Annotated in this window: 24 protein-coding genes, 1 tRNA gene and 1 riboswitch; of the genes, 9 read left to right on the top strand and 16 right to left on the bottom strand. The window is 67.8% G+C overall.

Annotated elements, in window-relative coordinates; genetic code table 11:
* Nucleotides 1-2: 2 nt before the first annotated feature.
* Genes OPU70_RS05665 through idi form a run of 8 tightly spaced genes read right to left on the bottom strand, consistent with a single transcriptional unit; the run spans nucleotide 3 to nucleotide 7,916 of the window.
* A complete protein-coding gene (locus OPU70_RS05665; protein ID WP_498557307.1) occupies nucleotides 3-2,189 on the bottom strand; it encodes an MMPL family transporter in 2,187 nt (728 codons plus the stop codon).
* 45 nt (nucleotides 2,190-2,234) lie between these two features.
* Nucleotides 2,235-3,122 carry a prenyltransferase gene (locus OPU70_RS05660; protein ID WP_311878369.1) on the bottom strand — a complete coding sequence of 296 codons (888 nt, stop codon included), beginning with the start codon at nucleotides 3,120-3,122 and terminating at the stop codon, nucleotides 2,235-2,237.
* Nucleotides 3,119-3,463, bottom strand: a complete 345-nt coding sequence (locus OPU70_RS05655) for a lycopene cyclase domain-containing protein (RefSeq protein ID WP_079113267.1) — start codon at nucleotides 3,461-3,463, stop codon at nucleotides 3,119-3,121. Before OPU70_RS05655 ends, OPU70_RS05660 begins: the two co-directional genes overlap by 4 nt.
* Nucleotides 3,460-3,801 carry a lycopene cyclase domain-containing protein gene (locus tag OPU70_RS05650; protein WP_042539838.1) on the bottom strand — a complete coding sequence of 114 codons (342 nt, stop codon included), beginning with the start codon at nucleotides 3,799-3,801 and terminating at the stop codon, nucleotides 3,460-3,462. The genes OPU70_RS05655 and OPU70_RS05650 overlap by 4 nt, the downstream gene beginning before the upstream one ends.
* The gene (crtI, locus tag OPU70_RS05645; RefSeq protein ID WP_042539841.1) at nucleotides 3,801-5,402 is read right to left on the bottom strand and encodes a phytoene desaturase family protein; all 1,602 of its coding nucleotides are present in this window, start codon (nucleotides 5,400-5,402) and stop codon (nucleotides 3,801-3,803) included. Before crtI ends, OPU70_RS05650 begins: the two co-directional genes overlap by 1 nt.
* Nucleotides 5,399-6,304 (bottom strand): phytoene/squalene synthase family protein, encoded by a 906-nt coding sequence (locus OPU70_RS05640; protein ID WP_042539842.1) that lies wholly within the window; start codon nucleotides 6,302-6,304, stop codon nucleotides 5,399-5,401. Before OPU70_RS05640 ends, crtI begins: the two co-directional genes overlap by 4 nt.
* Nucleotides 6,301-7,392: a polyprenyl synthetase family protein gene (locus tag OPU70_RS05635; protein WP_052492919.1), complete on the bottom strand. Its 1,092-nt coding sequence runs from the start codon at nucleotides 7,390-7,392 to the stop codon at nucleotides 6,301-6,303. Before OPU70_RS05635 ends, OPU70_RS05640 begins: the two co-directional genes overlap by 4 nt.
* Nucleotides 7,393-7,394: 2 nt before the next feature.
* Nucleotides 7,395-7,916, bottom strand: coding sequence for an isopentenyl-diphosphate Delta-isomerase (gene idi, locus OPU70_RS05630; RefSeq protein WP_079113265.1), 522 nt, complete (start codon nucleotides 7,914-7,916; stop codon nucleotides 7,395-7,397).
* A 77-nt stretch (nucleotides 7,917-7,993) separates the two neighbouring features.
* Between idi and OPU70_RS05625 the strand changes: the two genes are divergently transcribed.
* Nucleotides 7,994-8,638 carry a MarR family winged helix-turn-helix transcriptional regulator gene (locus OPU70_RS05625; protein WP_079113264.1) on the top strand — a complete coding sequence of 215 codons (645 nt, stop codon included), beginning with the start codon at nucleotides 7,994-7,996 and terminating at the stop codon, nucleotides 8,636-8,638.
* Between the two features lies 1 nt (nucleotide 8,639).
* On the opposite strand, the gene OPU70_RS05620 is transcribed toward OPU70_RS05625, so the two are convergent.
* The 3 genes from OPU70_RS05620 to OPU70_RS05610 all read right to left on the bottom strand — a co-directional run bounded on the left by OPU70_RS05620 (nucleotide 8,640) and on the right by OPU70_RS05610 (nucleotide 10,348).
* A complete protein-coding gene (locus OPU70_RS05620) occupies nucleotides 8,640-8,984 on the bottom strand; it encodes a histone-like nucleoid-structuring protein Lsr2 (protein ID WP_042539847.1) in 345 nt (114 codons plus the stop codon).
* 38 nt (nucleotides 8,985-9,022) lie between these two features.
* Nucleotides 9,023-9,349: a DMT family transporter gene (locus tag OPU70_RS05615; protein ID WP_042539849.1), complete on the bottom strand. Its 327-nt coding sequence runs from the start codon at nucleotides 9,347-9,349 to the stop codon at nucleotides 9,023-9,025.
* A gap of 10 nt (nucleotides 9,350-9,359) precedes the next feature.
* Nucleotides 9,360-9,426, bottom strand: a riboswitch (guanidine-III (ykkC-III) riboswitch).
* Between the two features lie 64 nt (nucleotides 9,427-9,490).
* Nucleotides 9,491-10,348 (bottom strand): LuxR C-terminal-related transcriptional regulator, encoded by an 858-nt coding sequence (locus OPU70_RS05610; protein WP_042539851.1) that lies wholly within the window; start codon nucleotides 10,346-10,348, stop codon nucleotides 9,491-9,493.
* A gap of 109 nt (nucleotides 10,349-10,457) precedes the next feature.
* Between OPU70_RS05610 and OPU70_RS05605 the strand changes: the two genes are divergently transcribed.
* The gene (locus tag OPU70_RS05605) at nucleotides 10,458-10,805 is read left to right on the top strand and encodes a DUF485 domain-containing protein (protein WP_042539853.1); all 348 of its coding nucleotides are present in this window, start codon (nucleotides 10,458-10,460) and stop codon (nucleotides 10,803-10,805) included.
* On the top strand, nucleotides 10,802-12,439 hold the full coding sequence (locus OPU70_RS05600; protein ID WP_042539855.1) for a monocarboxylic acid transporter: 1,638 nt from the start codon (nucleotides 10,802-10,804) through the stop codon (nucleotides 12,437-12,439). Before OPU70_RS05605 ends, OPU70_RS05600 begins: the two co-directional genes overlap by 4 nt.
* Before the next feature lie 62 nt (nucleotides 12,440-12,501).
* Here OPU70_RS05600 and OPU70_RS05595 read toward each other — a convergent pair whose 3' ends face one another.
* Nucleotides 12,502-13,017: a methylated-DNA--[protein]-cysteine S-methyltransferase gene (locus OPU70_RS05595; RefSeq protein ID WP_498557306.1), complete on the bottom strand. Its 516-nt coding sequence runs from the start codon at nucleotides 13,015-13,017 to the stop codon at nucleotides 12,502-12,504.
* 190 nt (nucleotides 13,018-13,207) lie between these two features.
* Between OPU70_RS05595 and OPU70_RS05590 the strand changes: the two genes are divergently transcribed.
* Both OPU70_RS05590 and OPU70_RS05585 read left to right on the top strand, forming a co-directional pair.
* On the top strand, nucleotides 13,208-16,927 hold the full coding sequence (locus tag OPU70_RS05590; protein WP_042539857.1) for an ATP-binding protein: 3,720 nt from the start codon (nucleotides 13,208-13,210) through the stop codon (nucleotides 16,925-16,927).
* The gene (locus tag OPU70_RS05585) at nucleotides 16,920-17,114 is read left to right on the top strand and encodes a hypothetical protein (protein WP_042539859.1); all 195 of its coding nucleotides are present in this window, start codon (nucleotides 16,920-16,922) and stop codon (nucleotides 17,112-17,114) included. Before OPU70_RS05590 ends, OPU70_RS05585 begins: the two co-directional genes overlap by 8 nt.
* 87 nt (nucleotides 17,115-17,201) lie before the next feature.
* Here the strand turns inward: OPU70_RS05585 and mscL are convergent, their stop codons facing one another.
* From mscL to OPU70_RS05570, 3 genes are read right to left on the bottom strand one after another with little or no spacing between them, the layout of a single operon-like run.
* Entirely contained in the window at nucleotides 17,202-17,627 is a 426-nt protein-coding gene (gene mscL / locus OPU70_RS05580) for a large conductance mechanosensitive channel protein MscL (RefSeq protein ID WP_042539861.1), read from the bottom strand.
* 28 nt (nucleotides 17,628-17,655) lie between these two features.
* Entirely contained in the window at nucleotides 17,656-17,928 is a 273-nt protein-coding gene (locus tag OPU70_RS05575) for an FmdB family zinc ribbon protein (protein WP_042539862.1), read from the bottom strand.
* Nucleotides 17,929-17,943: 15 nt separating this feature from the next.
* Nucleotides 17,944-18,540, bottom strand: a complete 597-nt coding sequence (locus tag OPU70_RS05570) for a 5-formyltetrahydrofolate cyclo-ligase (RefSeq protein ID WP_042539864.1) — start codon at nucleotides 18,538-18,540, stop codon at nucleotides 17,944-17,946.
* 40 nt (nucleotides 18,541-18,580) lie between these two features.
* Here OPU70_RS05570 and galU point away from each other — a divergent pair, with 40 nt between their 5' ends.
* The 4 genes from galU (at nucleotide 18,581) to OPU70_RS05550 (ending at nucleotide 21,181) form a co-directional block, all read left to right on the top strand.
* Complete coding sequence (gene galU / locus OPU70_RS05565) at nucleotides 18,581-19,468, top strand: UTP--glucose-1-phosphate uridylyltransferase GalU (protein WP_042539866.1); 888 nt, start codon at nucleotides 18,581-18,583, stop codon at nucleotides 19,466-19,468.
* A gap of 39 nt (nucleotides 19,469-19,507) precedes the next feature.
* A complete protein-coding gene (locus OPU70_RS05560; protein ID WP_042539893.1) occupies nucleotides 19,508-20,119 on the top strand; it encodes a GNAT family N-acetyltransferase in 612 nt (203 codons plus the stop codon).
* An 82-nt stretch (nucleotides 20,120-20,201) separates the two neighbouring features.
* Nucleotides 20,202-21,059: a hypothetical protein gene (locus tag OPU70_RS05555; protein WP_042539868.1), complete on the top strand. Its 858-nt coding sequence runs from the start codon at nucleotides 20,202-20,204 to the stop codon at nucleotides 21,057-21,059.
* 49 nt (nucleotides 21,060-21,108) lie between these two features.
* Nucleotides 21,109-21,181 (top strand) — tRNA-Ala (locus tag OPU70_RS05550).
* Between the two features lie 164 nt (nucleotides 21,182-21,345).
* Here the strand turns inward: OPU70_RS05550 and OPU70_RS05545 are convergent.
* Nucleotides 21,346-21,759 carry a ribosomal maturation YjgA family protein gene (locus OPU70_RS05545; protein WP_082041076.1) on the bottom strand — a complete coding sequence of 138 codons (414 nt, stop codon included), beginning with the start codon at nucleotides 21,757-21,759 and terminating at the stop codon, nucleotides 21,346-21,348.
* Between the last annotated feature and the right edge of the window lie 5 nt (nucleotides 21,760-21,764).

Genomic DNA, 21,764 nt, shown 5'->3' with positions numbered 1-21,764 from the left:
CCTCAGTCGCGACCACTCCGCCACAGCTTCGACGGCCACCAGATCGCTCGACCCAGGTCGTAGGCGAGCGCAGGTACGAGCAGCGAGCGCACCACGAACGTGTCGAGCAGCACGCCGAACGCCACGATGAACGCGAGCTGTGCCAGGAACAGGATCGGGATCACCGAGAGTGCGGCGAAGGTCGCAGCGAGCACGAGACCGGCGGAGGTGATCACGCCTCCCGTGATCGAGAGCCCGCGGAGGACTCCCTCGCGAGTGCCGTGCTCGAGAGACTCCTCGCGCACTCTGGTCATCAGGAAGATGTTGTAGTCGATCCCCAGTGCGACCAGGAACACGAACCCGTACAGAGGCACGGCAGGGTCGGCGCCGGGGAAGCCGAAGACGCCGTTGAACATCAGCGCCGAGACGCCCATGGCCGTGCCGAACGACAGCACGGTGGTGATGATCAGCAGCACCGGGGCGAGGATCGAGCGCAGCAGCAGCATGAGGATGAGCATGATGACGACGAGGACCACGGGGATGATCAGGTTGCGGTCATGGATCGACGCGTCGTTCGTGTCGATCGCCGTCGCCGTCACACCGCCCACGAGCGCGTCGAGCTCGTGCAACTCGACGCGGAGCTCGCGCACCGTGGCAGCAGCAGCATCGGAGTCCGCCGCGTCGGTCAAGGTGCCCTGCAGCAGCACCTCGCCATCCACCACCGTCGGCTCGGGCACGGGGGCACCTGGAGGGCCGACCGCGACGAGTCCGTCTTCGGTGACCGTCGCCGCACCGCTCGGCGAATCGGCCGCCGTCACCGAGACGCCGTCGATGCCGTCGTCGGCGAGCAGCACGTCGGCGGCATCCTGCAGCCTGTCCTCTGCGACGACCACGTAGACCGGGCTGCCGGAGCCGCCGGGGAAGTGCTCGCCGAGGGCCACCTGTCCGTCGCGGGCCTCCGAGGCGCCGAGCACGAGGTCGGATGCCGGCACGCCGACGGCGTTGAGCTGCAGCACGCCGGAGGCGCCGGCGAGCAGCACGAGAGTCGTGACGATCCAGATCGCGCGGGGGCTCTTGGTGATCATGCCGGCCAGGCGCGCCCACAGCCCGGTCTTGCGCATGCCGTGCTCTTCGGCGACGACCTCGGGCTCGAACTTCGGACGCCGGGGCCAGAACACCGCGCGGCCGAACAGCAGCAGCAGTGCAGGAAGCAGAGTGAGTGCTGCGAGCATCGCGAACACGATGCCGATCGCGGCCACCGGTCCGAGAGTGCTGTTGGACTTGAGATCGCTGAGCAGCAGGCACAGAAGGCCGGCGATCACGGTGCCGCCGGAGGCGACGATCGGCTCGAACGAGCCCTTCCACGCAGCCAGCACGGCTGTTCCCTTGTCCTGAACGACGCGGAGTTCTTCGCGGAACCGCGCCACGAAGAGCAGGGCGTAGTCGGTCGCCGCTCCGATCACCAGGATGAACAGGATTCCCTGGGTCTGTCCGCTGAGCAGCAGCACCTCGAACTTGGCCAGCCACCAGACGACGAGCAATGCCACGCAGAGCGCGAACAGGCTGGTCGAGAGCACGACGATCGGCAGCAGGAACGAGCGGTAGACCAGCACCAGGATGACGAGCACAGCGAGAAGGGCGACGCCCAGCAGCAGTCCGTCGATGCCGGCGAACCCGGCGACGAGGTCTGCGCTGAAGCCCGCGGGACCCGTGATGTAGACGGTGACGCCGCCAGGAGCGGCTTCCCGCAGCTGAGCGCCGAGCGCGTCGATCGCATCGGCGAGCTCCGCGTCGCCCTCGATGGGGATGAACGCCTGCACCGCCTTGCCGTCTTCGGACGTCAGAGCGGGGGAGACATCCTCGCTCACACCCTCCACCGAGGGGGCGTCGGCGACGGCACCCGAGATGGTCTGCAGATCCGACTCCGAGAGCTCGTCATCGGACACGAAGACGGCGATCGCAGGAATGGCGTCGCTGTCGTTGAATTCGCCGAGGAGCTTCTGCACCTGGGTGGCATCAGCGGATTCGGGCAGATAGCTCGTCTGATCGTTCGACGAGACCTCATCGACCTTGCCGAACAGCGGGCCGCCGAGCCCCGCCCCGACCAGCCACACCAGGATCAGGGCGACGGGGATGAGGATGCGCGCCCAGGAGTGTCGCCGCGTGCGCACTCGGGTCGGCGGGTTGGGCGCGTTCTCAGGGCGGGACATCGGGTTCCTCTCGGAAGGTGCAGGGCGGGGAACAGGGATGGGGCGTCAGGAGACCCAGGCGAGGATGAGGATCATCGTCGCGAGGAACCCGGCGAAGTAGTTGAGGAAGATGAAACGCCGCCAGGCGCGGTTGGTGCCCGCGGAGGTCTCGTCGGTGACGTTCCACCAGGGCGCGGCGTTCACGATGTACGGCAGCGCGAGCGCAGCGCCCAGCGGACCCGGCCACGAGGTGAACAGCATCGCGACGCCGGCCAGCGCCCAGAGCGCGATCGACAGCCGCACGGTCGCACGGGCTCCGATCACGGTCGCGATCGATCCGATCCCGCCTTCGCGGTCGGGTGCGATGTCCTGCACCGCGCCGAAGGCGTGTGCCGCCATGCCCCACAGGAAGAAGGCGATGAGCACGATGACCGCCGTCGGCGTGGCGGATGCTCCGGCCAGGGCGAGACCCACGATCGCCGGGGTCACGAAGTGCAGGCTCGAGGTCGTCGAATCGAGGAATGCCCGCTCCTTGAACCGGAGCCCCGGCGCGGAGTAGGCGATCACGGCGAACACGCTGATCGCCAGCCAGAACCAGGACGCGGGGTTTCCGACCACCACGAGGTAGACGAGGAACGGGATGTTCGTCACGACCGCCGCCCACAGTGTGGCCCGGTGGATGCGGGGGGAGAGCAGTGCACCTTCGATCCCGCCCTTGCGCGGGTTGGCGAGGTCGGACGCGTAGTCGAACACGTCGTTGATGCCGTACATCGCCAGGTTGTAGGGCACCAGGAAGTACAGCGTGCCGATGATCAGCGTGAGGTCGATCTCGCGGGTGCTGAGAAGGTATGCGGCCGCGAAGGGGAACGCCGTGTTGATCCAGCTGATCGGACGGGATGACAGAACGATCTGCGCGATGTCGCGACCGACGGATCCGCGGGCCGACGAGGTCATGAGGGATCCTCGTCGGCGGTTCTGACGTCGTCACGAGCGCGTCGACGGGCGCGCAGCGCCGCCCACAGAGTCGGCAGCAGCACCGCCCCGGCGAGCGGATAGGCGAAGTCCTCGAGAGGCGCGAGACCGATGTGCACGCCGAGCAGATGATCGGCGGAGTAGTGGAACAGGCCCGTCGCGATCATCACCGTGTCGAACACGGCGGTGAGGATGAAGAGCACGACGACGGTCACGGCCACGGCGCCGAGGTGGGCGCGATGCCGGCCCGAGACGATCGACAGAACGATGGCCGCCACCACCGCGGCGCCGACGAACCACGCGGAGAGCTCGAGGTAGGTCACTGTGCGACCTCGCTCGGGCGTCGGGTCAGTCTCGTCAGGATGCGCACGGCGCCGGTGTAGACGATCATCGTGCACACGACCAGGAAGAGAAGGAAGACCGGCTCCTCGATCGGGAGCTCGGGGGCGAGGACGATCCCCGTCGCGATGGCCGACTCGCCACGGAAGAAGATCCCTCCGGCGATGCCCGCGACGTCCCAGACGAGGAAGAACGCGAGCCCGACGGCCGTGACGACGGACGCGGAGACGGCGTCGCGCCAGAAGAAGAGCCGGAATCTCCGATCGAGCAGCAGCATGCATCCGAGGGTGGCGAGCAGGACCACCGGATATACGAAGCCCATCACGCGGTTCCGCTCGCAGACTCAGCGGTGGCCGAGACGTCGAGAGGTCCACTAGAGTGGTCGCCGCGGATCCGCTTGAGAACGATCTCGGCGCTGATCAGGCACATCGGCACGCCGACCCCCGGTGCGGTCGTGGCGCCCGCGTAGTACAGCCCCGTCACCTGGCGCGACTCGTTCTGAGCGCGGAACATCGCGCTCTGGGAGAGGATGTGCGCCGGTCCCAGCATCCCGCCGCGCCACGAGTTGTAGTCCTCGAGGAAGTCTGCGGGACCTTTCGTCTCACGCACCACGATGCGCTCGCGCAGGTCGTCGATGCCTGCCCAGCGCGAGATCTGGTCGATCGCGGCATCCGCTGCCCGCTCTATCGCCGCAGATCCGCCGCCGTCGGAGCCGCCCGCGCCCAAAGCGGTGTCGGCAGGGATCGGCACCAGCACGAAGAGGTTCTCGTGCCCTTCGGGGGCGACGGTGCTGTCAGTGGCGCTCGGACGGCAGACGTACGTCGAGGCGGGGGAGGGGATCTCGGGCGCATCGCCGAAGATGGCGTCGAAGTTGGCATCCCAGTCTTCGGTGAAGAACAGCGAGTGGTGCGGCAGCTCGGGCAGAGAGCCTCGCACGCCGAGCATCACGAGCACGGCACCTGGTCCGCTGGTGCGCCGCTGCCACCACGAATCGGGGTACGTGCGAAGGTGCGGTGGGAGCAGCGCCGTCTCGGTGTGATGCAGATCGGCGCCGGACACGACGATGTCGGCGTCTGCCGTGTGCGCGACTCCGTCGGAGTCGCGCCACTCGACACCCGTCACAGTGGGTGCGCCCGACCGGATGCCTGTGCTGATCGCCGTGACGTCGGCATCCAGCACGATCCTGGCGCCCGCCGCCTCGGCCAGCTCCGCGATGCGCTCGACGACGCGCCAGAACCCGCCCTGCGGATAGCTGACGCCCTCGTCGAGATCGAGAGCGCTCATGAGGTGGTACATCGCCGGGGCGGTGCGGGGATCGGTGCCGAGGAACACCGCGGGGTATCCGAGCAGTTGACGGATCACCGGGTCTCGGAAGCGCCGAGCGGCGAACGACTGCAGGCGCGTGCCGAGCAGCGTGAAGAGACGAGGAAGGGCTCGCAGCACCTCCGGCGTCATCAGCGTGCGCAGTCGCGTGAACGGGTTGTAGAGGAAGTAGCGTTCGGCCATGACGCGCGCGTCGTGCGCCGAGTCGAGGTACGCGTCGAGCGCCTGCGCCGAGCCGGGCTCGCGGGACTCGAACAGACGAGATACCGCCGCGCGCCCGAAGGGCACGGTGACGGAGGGCGATGGGTGCCCGTCCGATTCCGGTGCCTGGAAGACGCGGTACCCGGGATCGAGGAGCGTCAGGTCGAGCTGATCCTGCGTCGAGGTGCCCATCATCTCGAAGAAGTGGTCGAACACCTCGGGCATGAGGTACCACGACGGCCCGGAGTCGAACCGGAAGCCGTCGCGCTCTATGGTGCCCGCGCGACCACCGACGCGGCTGTTCTTCTCATAGACGGTCACCTCGTGACCGTCGCGGGCGAGCAGTCCTGCGACAGCGAGACCGGCGACTCCCGCGCCGATCACCGCGACCCGGCTCATCGGTTCCGCTCCAGCGCCGTCACGAGCACTGACCGCGTGGCCAGCAGCGCCTTGATCGGATCCGGCACGCGCACCCGGCGCTCGTAGAGGCTCGAGGCCGGAGTCTTCGCGACGCGTCTCGTCAGGGCGGCGAACAGCGCGTGGGCGCTGCGCACGGCGGCGCGAGCGTCTTTGGGCAGCAAGGGGATCGAGCGTGCCGCATCGTCGAGCTGCGCCGTGATGGTGCGAACCCAGTCGTCGCGGTCGGCATCGGTGAGGCGGCCGCCGTCGCCGAGATAGCCGCGCTGGAGGCGCTCGGTGTCGTCGGCGAGGTCACGGAGGAAGTTGACGTTCTGGAACGCGGCGCCGAGCTGTCGTGCTCCGTGGGTCAGGGTCTCGAGTTCGCCGGTGGTGCGCGTGTCTTCTCGCAGGAACACCCGCAGGCACATCAGTCCGACCACCTCGGCCGAGCCGTAGACATAGCGCTCGTGCGCCGCCGCGTCGTAGGCGGTGAAGCCGGTGTCGCCCGCGATGTCTGCGGCCATCGAGTCGAAGAACGGCTGCGTGAGATCCTCGCCGATCCCGCACTCCCTCGCCGTGCGCGCGAAGGCGTGCAACACGAGGTCCGTGCTGTATCCGACATCCATCGCCCGGTGGGTCTCGGCCACATAAGACGCGAGCGCGCCGGTCTGCGCGGACTCGTCGAGTCCTGCCTGCGCGGCGACGCCGTCGACGATCTCGTCGGCGATGCGAACCATGGCGTAGATGTTGCGCACATGCTGGCGATGTCTCTCCCCGAGCAGTCGGGTCGCCAGCCCGAACGACGTCGAGTATGTGCGGATGACCTCGGTGGATGCTGTGTCGGCGGCGCGGTTGAACCGTCCCAGACTCGCACCCGACGCGTCGTGAGGGGTCGGGCTCATGCCTGTCGTCCTTCGAGGCGAGACGCGGAGACCAGAATCGACCGCGCGGCATCCGAGCTGATCTCGCCGGCGAGCTCCGCCTCTGACAACAGCGCGTAGACCGCGTCGAGCTGATCGCCGATGAGGCCGACGACGAATCGCTCGGCTCCGCATTCGCGCAGCAGGTCGCGCATCGCGGTGGCATCCTGGAGGCTCAGATCTGCGGAACCGAATCGGGGCGCGATGCGCTCCCAGGTGCCCGTCGATCGGGCGAAGGCGATGAGGGCCGTCTCCTTGCCCTCCCGCAGATCGGAGAACGCATCCTTGCCATGTGTGCGGTGGTCTCCGAAGACACAGAGCAGGTCGTCCTGCAGCTGATATGCGAGACCCAGGTGGCGGCCCACGGACTGCAGCGTCGCTTCGGCCGAATCGGAGGAGTCGGCGAGGAGCGCCGCTGCTCTCAGAGGCAGTGAGAACGAGTAGGTCGCCGTCTTGTAGACGCTCATGGTGAGGACGGTGTCGACGTCCGACGCGATGATCCCGTGGCTCAGCGCCACGTCGGTGTGCTCGCCGGCCACCGTCTCGAGGATGGTCTGCTCGACGAGATCGAGCAGGCGTCGTCGTGCGTGCGCCGAGACCTCTGCCCGGGCGAAACCCATGATCGCGGCCGAGAGCATCAGATCGCCCATCAGGATCGCGCTGGATCTTGCCCAGTGCAGCGAGTCCTCCTCGGAGGTGGCCGGCGTGCTCGCCGCGAGCTCTCCGATCAGGTTCGGTCGCTTGCGGCGGGTCAGATCTCCGTCGATGACGTCGTCGTGCAGCAGGAAGGCGTAGTGCAGCAGCTCGATGTGCGTCGCGATGTCGACGGCGGCCACCGTCGCGCTGTCGTCGGCGGACGGGACGAGTGCGCGATGGATGTCGAGCAGCAGCCTCGGGCGAACGAGCTTGCCGCCGAGCGCATGGTCTGCGGTCGCGCGCCAGAGCGCAGCGAACTCGGTTCCATACGCCTCTGCGTTCTCGCAGTGCAGGGCGAAGCGCTGGCGGAGCATCTCTTCGACTCGAGGGCTCAGGTCCTCTCGCGGCGCGGCCTGCGTCACGGTCACGGTCATGGTCACACCACCCCGAGGTCGCGGAGCTGGGGGAGCTGCTCGACGAGCCAGGGGCTGAAGGCGAAGGGAGCGCCGATCACGGAGTCGGCGAACTCCGCCGGGTCGACCCATGCCCACTCGGCGACCTCGTCGGGGTCAGGGGAGAGGGGGCCGTCTGCGATGGCCACATGGACGGGGCAGATCTCGTTCTCGACGATTCCGCTCGCGTCGACGGCCCGGTAGCGGTAGTCGGGCAGCACCAGGGAGACGTCGGTGAGGCGGAGCCCGAGTTCGTCCTGTGCGCGTCGATGCACGGCGTCGGTCATGTCTTCGCCGGGGCGTGGGTGACCGCAGAAGCTGTTGGTCCAGACGCCGGGCCATGTGCGCTTCGCGAGCGCTCGTCGCGTCACCAGAAGACGCCCCTCACGATCGAAGACGTGGCAGGAGAAGGCCAGGTGAAGAGGGGTATCGGTCGTGTGGACCGTGTCTTTCGCACTGGTGCCGATCGCGACTCCGTCTGCAGAAAGGAGGGTGACCTCATCCAACGGGGGAACCTCCTCGATTTTCGCTAGCTTAGCTAATAATCAACATAACATGAAACATTCGTGTGTAGCATGATGTCATGCACGACGGACCCGACGCCACCCCCCGCGGAAGCGGCGCGTCCGACGTCCTCTCTCGACAGGAGGCGGGCTCGCCGGACGGCGTCGCGCACGCGGCGATCTACGACGTCGAGTCCGCGGATCCGCGGAGCACCCTGATCGACCGGTCGGGAGTCGCACCGGAGGACCTGCGCCAGATCGCGCTGGTGATGGGAGCACTCGGCGAGCTCAGGGACGCCGAGCAGAAGCTGTCGCTCGCCTCGCGCCGCTACATGCGCCTCAACGACACGGACATGCGAGCGCTGCATTATCTGATCGTCTGCGCGAACCGCGGTGCGACGGCCACTCCTGGGGGCATCGCCACCCACCTCGGCATCTCGACGGCGTCGACGACCAAGCTGCTCGACCGCCTGGAGAAGGGCGGCCACATCCGGCGCGCACCGCATCCGACCGACCGGCGTGCTCTGGCGATCACCATCACTCCGGAGACGCGACAGGCGGCGATGGAGACGGTGGGTCGTCAGCAGGCCAAGCGCTTCTACTCAGCGGCGCGGTTGACGGCGGACGAGCGTGACGTCGTCATCCGATTCCTGTCGGACATGGCGAAGGAGATCACGCTCCGGGATGAGCCGTGGGCCCAACCCGGAGTCGCGACCTCCGAGTGAGTCAGTGCGCGGCGTTGTACGCCTCGACGACCGGAGCAGGAATTCGTCCCCGCTCTGAGAGCGTGTAGCCGTTGTCGTTGGCCCACGCCCTGATCGCGGCGACCTCCGGATTGCGGCCGGCACGCTTGCGAGGTGCCGCCGATCGCGCAGACACGGCGGAGCCGGCCCGACGCCCTGCCGAGATATACGGCTCGAGTGCCGCGCGCAATTCTTCTGCGTGAGCGGTATTCAGATCGATTTCGTACGAGGTTCCATTCAGCGAGAAATGCACGGTCTCGCCTTCACCGACATCCAGAACGCTTCCGTCGATGTCGTCTACCAGCTGGTGCACAATTCTTCTTGCCATGGAAATGACAATACTCCGAATTGACGAGCCTGAGGATATTACTCGTGACCGGGGTCGATCAATTTCAATCCGACGATGCATCCGACGAGTCCGAGAAGCAACAGGATGCGCACCCAGGAGACCTCGCTGTCACCCGTGACCATCGCCCAGACGACGGTGAGTGTCACACCGATTCCGACCCATACGGCATATGCGGTTCCGGTCGCGATATCACGCATCGCGAATGCGAGTCCGATCATCGAGAGGATCAGACCACCCGCGAAGATGATGCTCGGCCAGAGCTTGGTGAGTCCCTCGGATTTGCCCAGGGCAGTCGCCCACACGGCCTCGAGAACACCGGAGACGATCAGCACGATCCACGACATGACGGTCCTTTCGGACCAGTCTTTTCGCTCACCGGGTACTGGTCTGCCTCGTCCGGGGCCGGGGTTCACCGACCGGTGTCCACGATAGCCGTCAGCGCTGGGCAGCGCCTGTGCAGCCCTGATGCCGCGCGTGCCGGCGGCTCAGGGGAGCAGCCCGGCGCGGCGCGCCTTGGCCACAGCAGCGTGGCGGGTCGACGCGTCGAGCTTCGACATGGCCGTGCCGAGGTAGGCCTTGACCGTGCCCTCGCGGAGGCCCAACTGACCGGCGATCTCCGCATTCGTCGCCCCGAGGGCCGCGCACGCGAGCACATCGGTCTCCCGACGGGAGAGATGAACGGTCGAGATCGGTCCGGTCCCCGGCGGGACAGCATCCTCGGCTAGCATCACGAGACGCTGTTCCACCTGCGCGATTCGCGCGCGCAGTTCGGCGTCATCGACGGACGCCGCGATGCTGCGAAGCTCGGCGAAGCTCTCGCGCAGCTCTTCGCGATGACGCGGCGCGACGGAATCGGATGCCGGTGCCACCGAACGAAGTCGTCGCTCCACCTCGTCGCGGACGCGGAGCTCCTCAGCCACGGACTGCGCGACCTGCATCGCCGGAGCGGTCGTCACGCCTCCGACGGGTGTCCTGTCCCAGGCTCCCGCATAGAGGATGCCTCGAGGGCGACCGCTCACGACGATGGGCAGAGCGAGCAGGGTCCGCAGTCCTTCGCCGAGCACGAACACGTCGTAGTCATGGGTGATCTGCTGGGAGGATCCGTAGTCGCTGGTCATGCGGGGGCGCAGTTCCATCATCGCCCGCCCTCCGAGGCCGCGCTCGGGTCTCACTCGCAGCCCGTCGAGACTGCGGGTGCGGTTTCCGACGATGCTGGTCACGCTGACGACACCCTCGTCGATGAGCCCACCGAAGGCGACCGGGAACCGGGTGCGCTGAGCGAGCTCGCGCACTGCTCTGGCGACGAGCTCGGTCTCTGATTCCATCCGGGTCGATGTGGTCACGACTACCTACTTTCGGGGGTGACGGCGCTGTTCCCCGTTTCGTAGCGTCGACCCTATCATTCGCCTGGGAAACCGGGGCGAGCCGCAGCACATGAGGCAAGGAGGCCCCATGACCGACCATCAGACGGCTGATTCGCCGGGAGCGATCGACTACATCGCTGTCGAGCAATCACCACGATTCCGCGAGTTGAAGAAGACGCAGCGATCGTTCATCTTCCCGCTCGCGGCGTTCTTCCTCATCTGGTATTTCGTCTACGTCCTGCTCGCCGCATTCGCGATCGACTTCATGTCGCAGAGGGTGTGGGGCGATATCACCGTCGGACTGCTCATGGGGCTCGGGCAATTCGTCACCACTTTCGCGATCACGATGGGCTACGTCGCGTTCGCCAACCGGCGGCTCGATCCGATCGCCACGGAGATCCGTGAAGAGCTCGAGAAGGCGCAGGGAGAAGCATGAACATCATTCACGCAGCCACCCAGCCGGTCACGGCCGAGAGCAATCCCGTCCTCAACATCTCGATCTTCCTGGCTTTCGTCGCGGTGACGCTTTTCATCGTGATTCGGGCGAGCAAGAACAACAAGACGGCGGCTGACTACTATGCCGCCGGCCGCTCGTTCACGGGGCCGCAGAACGGTTTCGCGATCGCCGGCGATTATCTGTCGGCGGCGTCGTTCCTCGGAATCTGCGGAGCGATCGCGATCAACGGTTATGACGGATTCCTGTATTCGATCGGATTCCTGGTCGCCTGGCTCGTCGCACTGCTTCTCGTCGCGGAGCTCATGCGCAATACCGGCAAGTTCACGATGGCCGACGTGCTGTCCTTCCGTCTGAAGCAGCGCCCGGTGCGCATGGCGGCCGCGATCACGACGCTGGCCGTGTGCTTCTTCTACCTGTTGGCGCAGATGGCGGGTGCCGGCGGCCTGGTCTCGCTGCTGCTCGGAATCGACGGCCGGATCGGGCAGTCGATCGTGATCGCCGTGGTCGGTCTGCTGATGATCGTCTACGTCCTCATCGGCGGCATGAAGGGCACGACCTGGGTGCAGATCGTCAAGGCGTTCCTGCTCATCGGCGGTGCCATCGCGATGACGATCTGGGTGCTGGCGATCAACGGGTTCAGTCTCAACACGCTGCTCGAGGGAGCGGTGGCGAATTCCGACAAGGGCGATGCCATCCTCGGACCGGGGCTGCAGTACGGGGCCAACCCCTGGGACTTCGTGTCTCTCGGCATGGCCCTCGTGCTCGGAACCGCCGGGCTCCCGCATGTGCTGATGCGCTTCTACACGGTGCCCACCGCCAAGGAGGCTCGTCGTTCAGTGGTGTGGGCCATCTGGCTCATCGGCGGCTTCTATCTGCTCACGCTGGTGCTCGGATATGGAGCGGGCGCGCTCGTCGGCGCGGATGTGATCGCGGCAGCACCCGGCGGACCGAACTCGGCCGCCCCGCTGCTCGCGCTCTATCTGGGCGGACCGGTGCTGCTCGGCTTCATCTCGGCGGTCGCCTTCGCGACCATCCTCGCCGTGGTGGCCGGACTCACGATCACGGCAGCCGCCTCGTTCGCGCACGACATCTATGCGAACGTGATCCAGAAGGGCAAGAAGGACTCCGCGGGCAACCCGGTCGAGCCCGACCCCGACGGCGAGGTGCGCGTCGCGCGACGAACGGTGGTCGTGATCGGCATCCTCGCCATCATCGGCGGCATCGGCGCCCAGGGGCAGAACATCGCCTTCCTCGTGGCGCTCGCCTTCGCGGTCGCCGCCTCGGCGAATCTGCCGACGATCCTGTATTCGCTGTTCTGGAAGCGATTCAACACCCGTGGCGCGGTCTGGAGCATGTACGGCGGTCTTGCGGCGGCGATCATCCTCATCGTCCTGTCGCCGGTGTTCTCCGGTTCGCCGACGTCGATGATCCCCGGAATCGACATCGTCCTCTGGCCGATGAACAATCCGGGCATCGTATCGATCCCGCTCGGCTTCTTCCTCGGCTGGCTCGGAACCGTCACGAGCCGCACCAAGGAGTCGCCGCTCCTGGCCGCCGAGATGGAGGTGCGGTCGCTCACCGGGTTCGGAGCAGAGAAAGCCGTGGATCACTGATCCGGCGATGAAGCGATCGTGGACCCCGACGGCCTACTCGTCGGGGTCCACGTCGTGTGCGGTCAGCTGTGCGACTCGAGATCCAGAAGGAACCTCTTGCGCTCCGGATGCGCGCCGTACTGCCCCGCCGTTCCGTCGGACCGCACCACGCGGTGAACCGGGACGACGATCGAGAAGGGGGAGATGCGGCACGCGGTGCCGACGGCGCGCGCGGCGCCGGGCCGACCGGCCAGCACCGCGATCTCGCCGTAACTCATCGTCTCTCCCCACTCGATCGTGCTGATCGTCTGCAGAGCGGTGCGGGCGAACCCGGTGACGAGGCGCCAATCGAACTCCAGATGATCCTCGAATCGCACCGGCGCGCCGTCGAAGTAGGCGTCGAGGAGTTCGGTCACGTCGTCGGCTGCTCCGGGGTCGGGATCGGGGACGGCGCCGAGCTGGCCCGAGACGTTCTCGAGAACCCAGGGAACCGAGGGATCGTCCGATTCCGAGAGGTCGAATCGGACGAGCCCCTCGTCGGAGAACACGGCGAGTGCGTCTCCGAAGGGGGTCGGTGCGAAGTCGTAGCGGAAGGTCATGCCTCCATACTGACCGCAGCGATCGAGCGCGGGCACCATCACGAGCGCGACCGGGGGAGACGCCGCTGACTCACGGCTTGCGTGCAGAAGCAGTCCGCGTACACCTTATCCAGCCCCCTGATGGGCGGAAATCCGGTGAAACCCGCCAGGGATACCGGCTGCGGGGCGAGGCGCGCTTAGTGTGTGAGGTGTGTGGCGACGTGAAGGCAAGGCTGCGGATGACGCGGCGACCGATGCCGCAGTGACCCTCGGCGAATTGCACGAGCCGGTCTCCGGTATCGGCATCGCGCATGCCGCCGAAGCGGAGCGCACCCGGCTGCGTGCGGAAGCCGCGGACCTCGGCGGCTCATCGCCGCTCGTCAACTTCCGCGACACGGTCGAGTCCGGCATCGACATCTCGAAGGCCCACCCCGGCAGCCTCCCCCAGTTCATCACCGGCAAGTCCACCCTGCTGTCGAACCTCTACCGCGACGAGGTCGGTCTGCGGACCGCGAGGCTCGCCGCCGAGCGGATCACCGCGAAGAACACCGAGCTGCGCACCGTCCGCGGCATCGAAGCCGTGCACCTCGCGGTCGGGGTCGCCGGATGGCGCATCGGCGGGGCTGAGTTCTCGGCACCCGTGCTCCTTCGCCCGCTGGCGATCCGACGGCACCATTCCGATTTCGAGCTCAAGCTGCAGGGTGCCTTCGAGGTGAACCCGGAGCTCGTGCGGATCGCGCGCGAGCACTTCGGCATCACGATCGACGCCGCAGCGCTCGCCGCCCTCGCCTACGACGGCGGGATCTTCAAGCCGCAGCCCGTGATCGACAGCCTGCGTGCCACGACGCGATCGATCGACACGTTCACCGTGCTGCCGAGGCTCGTGGTCTCGACTTTCGCCGACGTCGGCGGCGCGATGTCCCGCGACGGGGGCAGCCTCGACCACGTCGTGCTCAACGCTCTCGCCGGACACGTCGGCGACCGCGAACAGGTCTCCGCCCGCAGACCCGACCCGCACCACACCGGACCGGATGACCGCGCACCGGCATCCGACAACCTGCTGCTCGACGCGGATGCCGAGCAGGAGGCCCTTCTCGCGAAGATCGCGGCCGGCCATTCGCTGACCGTCGCGACTCTCCCCGGCACCGGCGGCACGCAGACCGTGATCAATGCGCTCGGCGAGCTCGTGCGCGCCGGCAAGCGCGTGCTCGTCGTCTCGGCTCGGCGCTCGACCCTCGACGGGGTGAGGCACCGCCTCGCGGGCATCGGTCTCGACAGCCTGGCGGTCTCACCCGCCAGCGTGCGCCGCGACCTCGTGCGCGCGATCGGCCGGAACGAGAAGGCGACTGCTCCGAAGGTCAGCGACGTCGATGACGCGCTGGTCCGTCTGCGCGCCGTGCTGCGGGACTACCGGCACGCGCTCACCGCTCCGGTCGCGGGAACGAACTCGTCGGTGCTCGACGCCACGCGTCACCTCACGAGGCTCGCCTCCCTGCCCACTCCGCCGTCGACCACCGCGCGGCTCAGCGCCGAGACCCTCCGCCGTCTCGCCGACGATCGCTCATCGGCTGCCGCAGCGCTCGCGCACGCGGCGCGCCTGGGCGAGTTCCGCTTCGGCCCGAACGACTCACCCTGGTACGGCGTGACCTTCTCGAGCACGGAAGCTGCGAAGTCCGCGCATCAGCTGGCGGCGCGTCTGCACTCCGAGAGCGTGCCTGCCCTGCTCGAGCGGGGTTATGCGCTGATCGCCCAGACGCACATGCGTCCGTTCTCGACCATCGACGAGCTCGGCGAGTACCTGCGGCTCCTGCAGGGCATCCGTGATTCCCTCGACCGGTTCAGCCCCACCGTGTTCGAGCGCCCGCTGGGGGAGCTCATCCAGGCCCACGGTTCGCGACGCGATGCGCCGGCCATGTCCGGAGCCAACCGGCGCCGTCTGCGTCGACTCGCGAAGGAATACGTCCGCCCCGGAGTGCACGTCACCGAGATGCATGAGTCGCTGCTCCGCATCCAGGCGCAGCGCACCCAGTGGCAGCGATTCGTGGATGCCGGTGTCGCACCCGAGGTGCCGCTCGGCCTCGCCGACGTCTACGCCTCGTGGCAGCGCGTCACGGCCGAGCTCGCAGAGCTGGACGTCGCGCTCGGACGCAGGGAGCCGCTCTCGACGCTTCCCGTGGCCCGTCTCGTGCGCACTCTCGCGGGCCTCGCGGCCAAGTCCGATGTCTTCGACAACCTCGTCGAGCGTGCGCAGCTGCGCGATCGACTGGCCGAACTCGGTCTCGAGCCGCTGCTGGCGGAGTTGTCCGTTCGGCACGTGGCCGAGTCGCGCGTGGGGGACGAGCTGGAGTTCGCCTGGTGGCAGACGCTGCTCGAGCGTGCTCTGCAGGAGGACCGGGCGCTGCTCGGCGCGAACACGGCGGTGGTCGATCGGCTCGAGCGGGACTTCCGTCTCGTCGACGAGGCGCATGCCGCGATGGCAGGTCCGCTTCTCGCATGGCAGCTCGCGAACCAGTGGAAGATCGCGATCGTCGACGAGCCGCAGGAATCCCAGAATCTGAGGCGCGCACTGAAGCAGCCCGCGACGACGACGGCCGAGATCGTGAGCTCCGCGCCGACGCTCGTCGACGTGCTCGCGCCGGTCTGGATCTCGTCGCCCTACCTCGTGCCGCAGATACCCGACTCGGTCGAGTTCGACACGGTCCTCCTCGTCGACGCGGCCGCCATCAACCTGGCAGAAGCCGCCCCGGCGATCCGCCGTGCGCGTCAGGTCGTGGCGTTCGGAGACCCGGTCACGCAGCTGCCGACCGCGTTCCACGTCGCGGTCGACCCGGGTTCCGAGTGGGAGCACGAGGTTCCCTTCGACTCCGTGTCGGTGTTCGAGCGGCTGTCCGAGCTGCTGCCCGTGATGACCCTCACGCGCAGCTACCGCGCCGGCGGCGAAGATCTCGCCGAACTCATCAACGACGCGTTCTACGGCGGCGAGATCGTCTCCCTGCCCTGGGCGGGGTCGTATCTGGGTCGCGGCAGCCTCACCGTCGACTACGTCGAAGGCGGCACGGGAGCGCCCGACCCCGTATCGGGTGCGGTGGAGAGCCCCGAGGCCGAGGTCGCCCGCGTCGTCACTCTGGTCGTCGAGCACGCCGTGCATCGCCCGGACGAGTCGTTGATGGTCGTCACGGCGAGCAGGCGTCACGCCGAGCGCGTGCGCGCGGCGGTCACCTCCGCCTTCGCCGGACGATCGGATGTCGCCGACTTCGTCGGTCGCGACACCGCCGAGCCCTTCGCGGTGCTCACGCTCGAGGAGTCCGTCGCCGAGAGTCGCGACCGCGTGATCTTCTCGCTCGGCTACGGCCTCACCAAGCACGGCCGGGTCCTCAGCGACTTCGGTGACCTCTCGACGCCGGACGGCGAGCGGCTGCTCACCGTGGGAATGACCCGCGCCCGGCGGTCCATGGTCATCGTCTCGTCGATCCGACCCTCCTCGTTCGACGACGGTCGACTCGAGTTCGGCGCGGCCACGCTGATGTCGATCCTGGGCGGCCTCGCCACCCGTGCACGCGATGCGCGCCTCGAAGACCTCGCCGATCCGCTGACGCTCGCACTGGCACGCGAGCTGCGCCGCCTCGGCGCCTCCGTCGACGTGGACTATCGCGGCCTGCTGCCGCTCGTCGCCCAGCACAACGGCAAGGCGGTCGTGATCGAGTCCGACCCGGAGTCTCGTGGCGAGTCGCTGCGCGAGACGCTCCGACTGCGCCCGCATGTGCTGCGTCGCCTCGGTTGGCACTACGTGCGCGTGCATGCGTTCGACCTCTACAGCGACCCGGTCACCGCGGCCTCGCGCATCGCCGGTGTCCTGGGCATCTCGGCATCCGCGGCTCGCGCCGACAACGACACGCAGCCGATCGATCTCACCGATCCGCAGAATGACTGACGAGCGCGACCCTGACGCACCCCGGCAGAAGGTCGTGCGCATCGCCGGGTCGAGACGTGCCCGGCTGACACCCGTGCCGGGAACCGACACCGACCCGGAACGGGTCGTGAAGGACCCCCAGCGGCCGAAGGGCCCGAAGGGTCCGAACGACGATCAGCTGATGCAGGACGTGCCGCCGCACTACTGAACACCTGCCCCTGCGCCTTCTGCAGGGGATACGACGAAGCGCACGGTCCGATCAGGGCCGTGCGCTTCGTCGTAGGACGATGCCGCGTCAGCTGCGCGAGCTGTTCCTGGCGAGCAGGTCGCGGATCTCGACGAGCAGCTCGGCTTCGGTCGCGGCGGCCGGCTCCTCCTCCGGCTGCTCGGCGGGTGTACCCTTGCGAGCCTCGACGTGCGCCTTGAACGTGTTCATCGGCAGGACGAAGACGAAGTAGACCACCAGGGCGACCGACAGGAAGCTGATGACCGCCGAGATCAGGTCGCCGATGGGGAACGTGACCGTGTCGCCGTAGATGCTCGTCAGCTGCGGCCCGAAGTTTCCGGTCGCGTCTGCCTTGAAGAACAGGGAGACGAGCGGGGTGATGATGCTGTTGACCACGGCGGTGACGATCGCCGTGAACGCGGTGCCGATGACCACGGCGACGGCCAGGTCGATCACGTTGCCGCGGAGGATGAAGTCCTTGAAGCCCTTGAGCATGATGAGTGCCTCCGAAGAGTCGATGTGGTCAGGATGAGGTGCTGGTCGACGCGGGCGCCGGAGTGGTGCTCTTCGCCGGCTCCGACTTCGATGATGCCGGTGCGGACGTCGATGCGCCAGAACCCGCGCGCGAGTCGTTGCGGTAGAAGCCCGATCCGTTGAACGTCACACCGATCGATCCGTACTGCTTGCGCAGCTCGCCGCCGCACTCGGGGCAGACGGTGAGAGCGTCGTCCGAGAAGCTCTGCACGGCGTCGAAGGCGTGGCCGCACGAACGGCAGGCGTAGGCATAGGTGGGCATGGCGATCCTCGCGGGTCAGCGTCGCGTCGGCGACAGGTGGAGGGTCTGCGTGGGAGTGACGACGCCGGACACCGGCTGATCGTGCACCTCCCTCGGCAGGAAGTCGAGTACCTCGGAATCATAGATGACTGCGTAGACAGGCGGGCACTTCTCCATCGATCCGATGGTCTTGTCGAAGTATCCGCGCCCCCAGCCCATGCGCATCCCGGTGCGGTCGACCGCGGCGGCAGGGATGATCATCAGGTCGACGTCGTTCACGGCGATCGGGCCGAGGACCTCGCCTGTCGGCTCGGGCAGTCCGAACAGCCCCTCGGCGACGTCGTCGTCATCGGTCGCGACCGCCCAGTCGAGCAGACCGTCTGCGCGGGTCACCGGAAGCAGGACCCGGATGCCGCGGCGCACTGCCCCGGTGACGAACTCCCTCGTGCCCGGCTCGGTCGTGGTCGAGAGGAAGCACGAGATCGACCGGGCGCCCAGCGATGCGACGAGCTCGTCGAGTCGCTGCGTGATGGCGGATGCCGCGATCTCCCGCTGCGCGTCGCTCAGCAGCTGGCGGCGCTCGCGGAGCTCGGCGCGAAGCGCGCGCTTCTCGTGCTCGACGTCGTGAGGCATGCCTCCGAGTCTACGGCGGCATCCCCACTAGGCTGTGTGGATGGGTATTAGGAAGATGAAGGCTGTCATTCCCGCCGCAGGACTGGGAACACGGTTCCTGCCTGCGACGAAGGCGATGCCGAAGGAGATGCTGCCGGTCGTCGACAAGCCGGCCATCCAGTACGTCGTCGAAGAGGCCGCCTCAGCCGGGATCGACGACATCCTCGTCATCATCGGCCGCAACAAGAACGCGATCTCCAACCACTTCGACTCGGTTCCCGAGCTCGAGGTGAAGCTGATGGAGAAGGGCGACACGGGTCGTCTGGCTCGGGTCATCCACTCGAGTGATCTCGCTGACATCCACTTCGTCCGTCAGGGCGAGCCGAAGGGCCTCGGTCACGCGGTGCTGCGTGCCCGGACGCACGTCGGCGACAGCTCTTTCGCCGTGCTCCTGGGCGACGACCTCATCGACGAGCGCGACCAGCTGCTGACCGAGATGATCGCCGAGCACGAGCGCTCCGGCGCCGCCGTGATCGCCCTCATGGAGGTCGACCCCGCGAACATCCACATGTACGGCGCCGCAGCCGTGGAGGACATCGAAGGATCGGACGCCGTGCGCGTGACCGACCTCGTCGAGAAGCCGGCCGCCGAAGACGCTCCGTCGAACCTCGCGATCATCGGTCGCTACGTTCTTCCCGCGTCGATCTTCGAGGTGCTCGAGCACACCGAACCCGGCAAGGGCGGAGAGATCCAGCTGACCGACGCGCTGCAGGTGCTGGCGACCAGGCCCGAGGGCCCCGGCGTGGTCGGCGTGATCTTCCGCGGCCGCCGCTATGACACCGGCGACCGCGTCGACTACATCAAGGCGATCGTGCAGCTGGCCTCAGATCGCGACGACCTCGGCCCCGAGCTGCGCCCGTGGCTGAAGGAGTTCGCGGAACGCCTCTAGGCGTCATCGCGGGGCGCACGGATGGATCAGGCGACGGGGATGCGGCACGGTCTCATCGAGCTGCGCCTCGTGCGCTCACGCGACGCGAGGGCTCTGCAGCATGAGCTGTTGAGCAACCGCTCGTGGCTGCAGCCGTGGGAGGCCACCGTCCCCTACGGCTCGGTCTCGTTCGACATGCGGCTCAGCATCCGTCGATTGCTTCAGCAGTACCGAGACGGCGCTGGCTACCCGTTCGTCATGGAGTACGACGGCGAGATCGCCGGGCAGCTCAACGTCTGGGGAGTCGCCAGGGGGTCGCTGTGCTCGGCGACCATCGGCTACTGGGTGAGCGAGCGGTTCGCCGGCAAGGGCATCACGCCGACGGCCGTCGCGCTCGCGACCGACGCGTGCTTCACCGAGTACGCACTGCATCGCATGGAGATCTGCATCCGCCCCGAGAACGTCGCGAGCCTGAGGGTCGTGCAGAAGCTCGGTTTCCGCTATGAGGGGCTGCGTCGCCGGTACATCCACATCGATGGGGACTGGCGCGATCACTACGCATTCGCCCTGACACGTGAGGATGTGCCGCAGGGCGTGCTGGCCCGCTGGTTGAACGGCGAAGTGCCCCCGGACGCCGCGACGATCCCTCCTTCCGACCGTTTCGCGCTCTGACACGCCGCTGAGTTCAGAACTCGTCGCGACACACGCTGCCACTGAGCGTCGTGACCATCGATGTTCCCGTACCGTTGTCGACATGGACGGGCCAGTGCTGAGCGGGGGAGTGATAGTCCTCGTCGCTGTGCTCCTGTGGATGCTCTATCTGCTGCCGTCATGGCGCGGACGCTTCCAGTACGACGCCGCCGAGCGCAACGCCGTCAGGCTGAACCAGGCCCTGCGGGTGCTCGCCGAGACCAGCGAGACTCCCGGCGAGGTGCGCCTCGAGCTCAATGCGCGGACGGCCCTCGCGCAGCAGAAGCTCGCGAAGCGCCTGCAGTCCGAGAAGGAGGCCGCCGAGCTCATGCTCCTCCGTGAAGAGCTCGCGGCCACGAGGGCTGATCCTGTCATGCGCCAGGCACGCGCTCGTCGCCGCGTGCGCATCGTCGCCACCTCGACTCTGCTTCTCGGTCTCGTCATCGCCGGGCTGGGCGTGTGGCAGCTGATCGCCGGTCAGGCCCAGCTGCTGCTGTGGATCGGCGGAGCGATGATCGTCGTGGCCGGCTACGCCCTGCAGCGCATGTCGTCGGTCGCCGCTCGTGCAGCCCGACGCTCCGTTCGGGAGGCCGAGCAGCCCGTGCAGAGAGTGGCGCCCGAACTGCACGACCAGGGTCGAGCGACATGGACTCCGCGTCCACTGCCCGAGCCGCTGGTGACCGTCGCAGGCTCTCGTGCGCAGGTCGCGCGAGCAGAGCTCGATGCGCAGGAGGAGCGCCGGACAGCGGCTCGCCTCGCCGAGCTGCGCGAGCGCGCCGAGCGCCTGGCGCCCGCGACGCCGGTGCAGATCCCCGCCGCCGCGCCGGCGGCATCTTCTCCCTTCGCGAAGATGGGATACGTCGACGATGCCGAGATCGAGGCGCACGTCCGCGACCTCCTTGCGAAGCGCGCAGCCGGCTGATCTTCGCGGCGCGAGCGGGTCTTCGAGCGTGATAGCGTAGAAGACGTCAGGGCCTATGGCGCAGTTGGTAGCGCGCCTCGTTCGCATCGAGGAGGTCAGGGGTTCGAATCCCCTTAGGTCCACAGACAGACGAGAGCCCCCCGAGCGAAGCACGGGGGGCTCTCGTCTGTCTATACGGCTGAGTGATTCGGGGAGCCACCGCAGCGCAGCGAGGATGGCGGAGTCCCCTTAGGTCCACAGACAGCAAGACCCCCCGAGCACCGCTCGGGGGGTCTTTCGCTGTCCGTCAGGCGCGTGCCCTGCGACGACGGCTGACCGCGACGTCGACGAGGGTCGCGACGCCGGCGCCCACCGCGTATGCGGCGAGGTCGCGCGCGTCGAAGCCGATGCCCAGGACCAGCCGCACCGGCCAGAAGCTCTCCGCCCACAGCCCCGGCAGGCCGGTGAGTTGGAAGCACTCGACGAGCGTGCACAGGGTCAGCGCGGTCACGCCGACGACCCAGAAGGCGGCGCGAGGGAACGCGATGGCGATGAACAGGTAGATCATCACCGCATAGAGCGCATCGCCGGCCAGGTCCGCTATCGGGCCGCTGCCGACGAAGTGCGTGACGAGCCCCGCCGCGACCACCAGTGCGGCGCCGACGAGCAGACCTCGTCGACGTGCACGCACGGGCGAATCGCGATCCGCGGGCGGCGGCATCCGCG

The sequence above is a fragment of the Microbacterium sp. SWDP-B6 genome (genome assembly GCF_059803615.1).
This window is presented reverse-complemented; position numbering and strand designations above follow the sequence as displayed.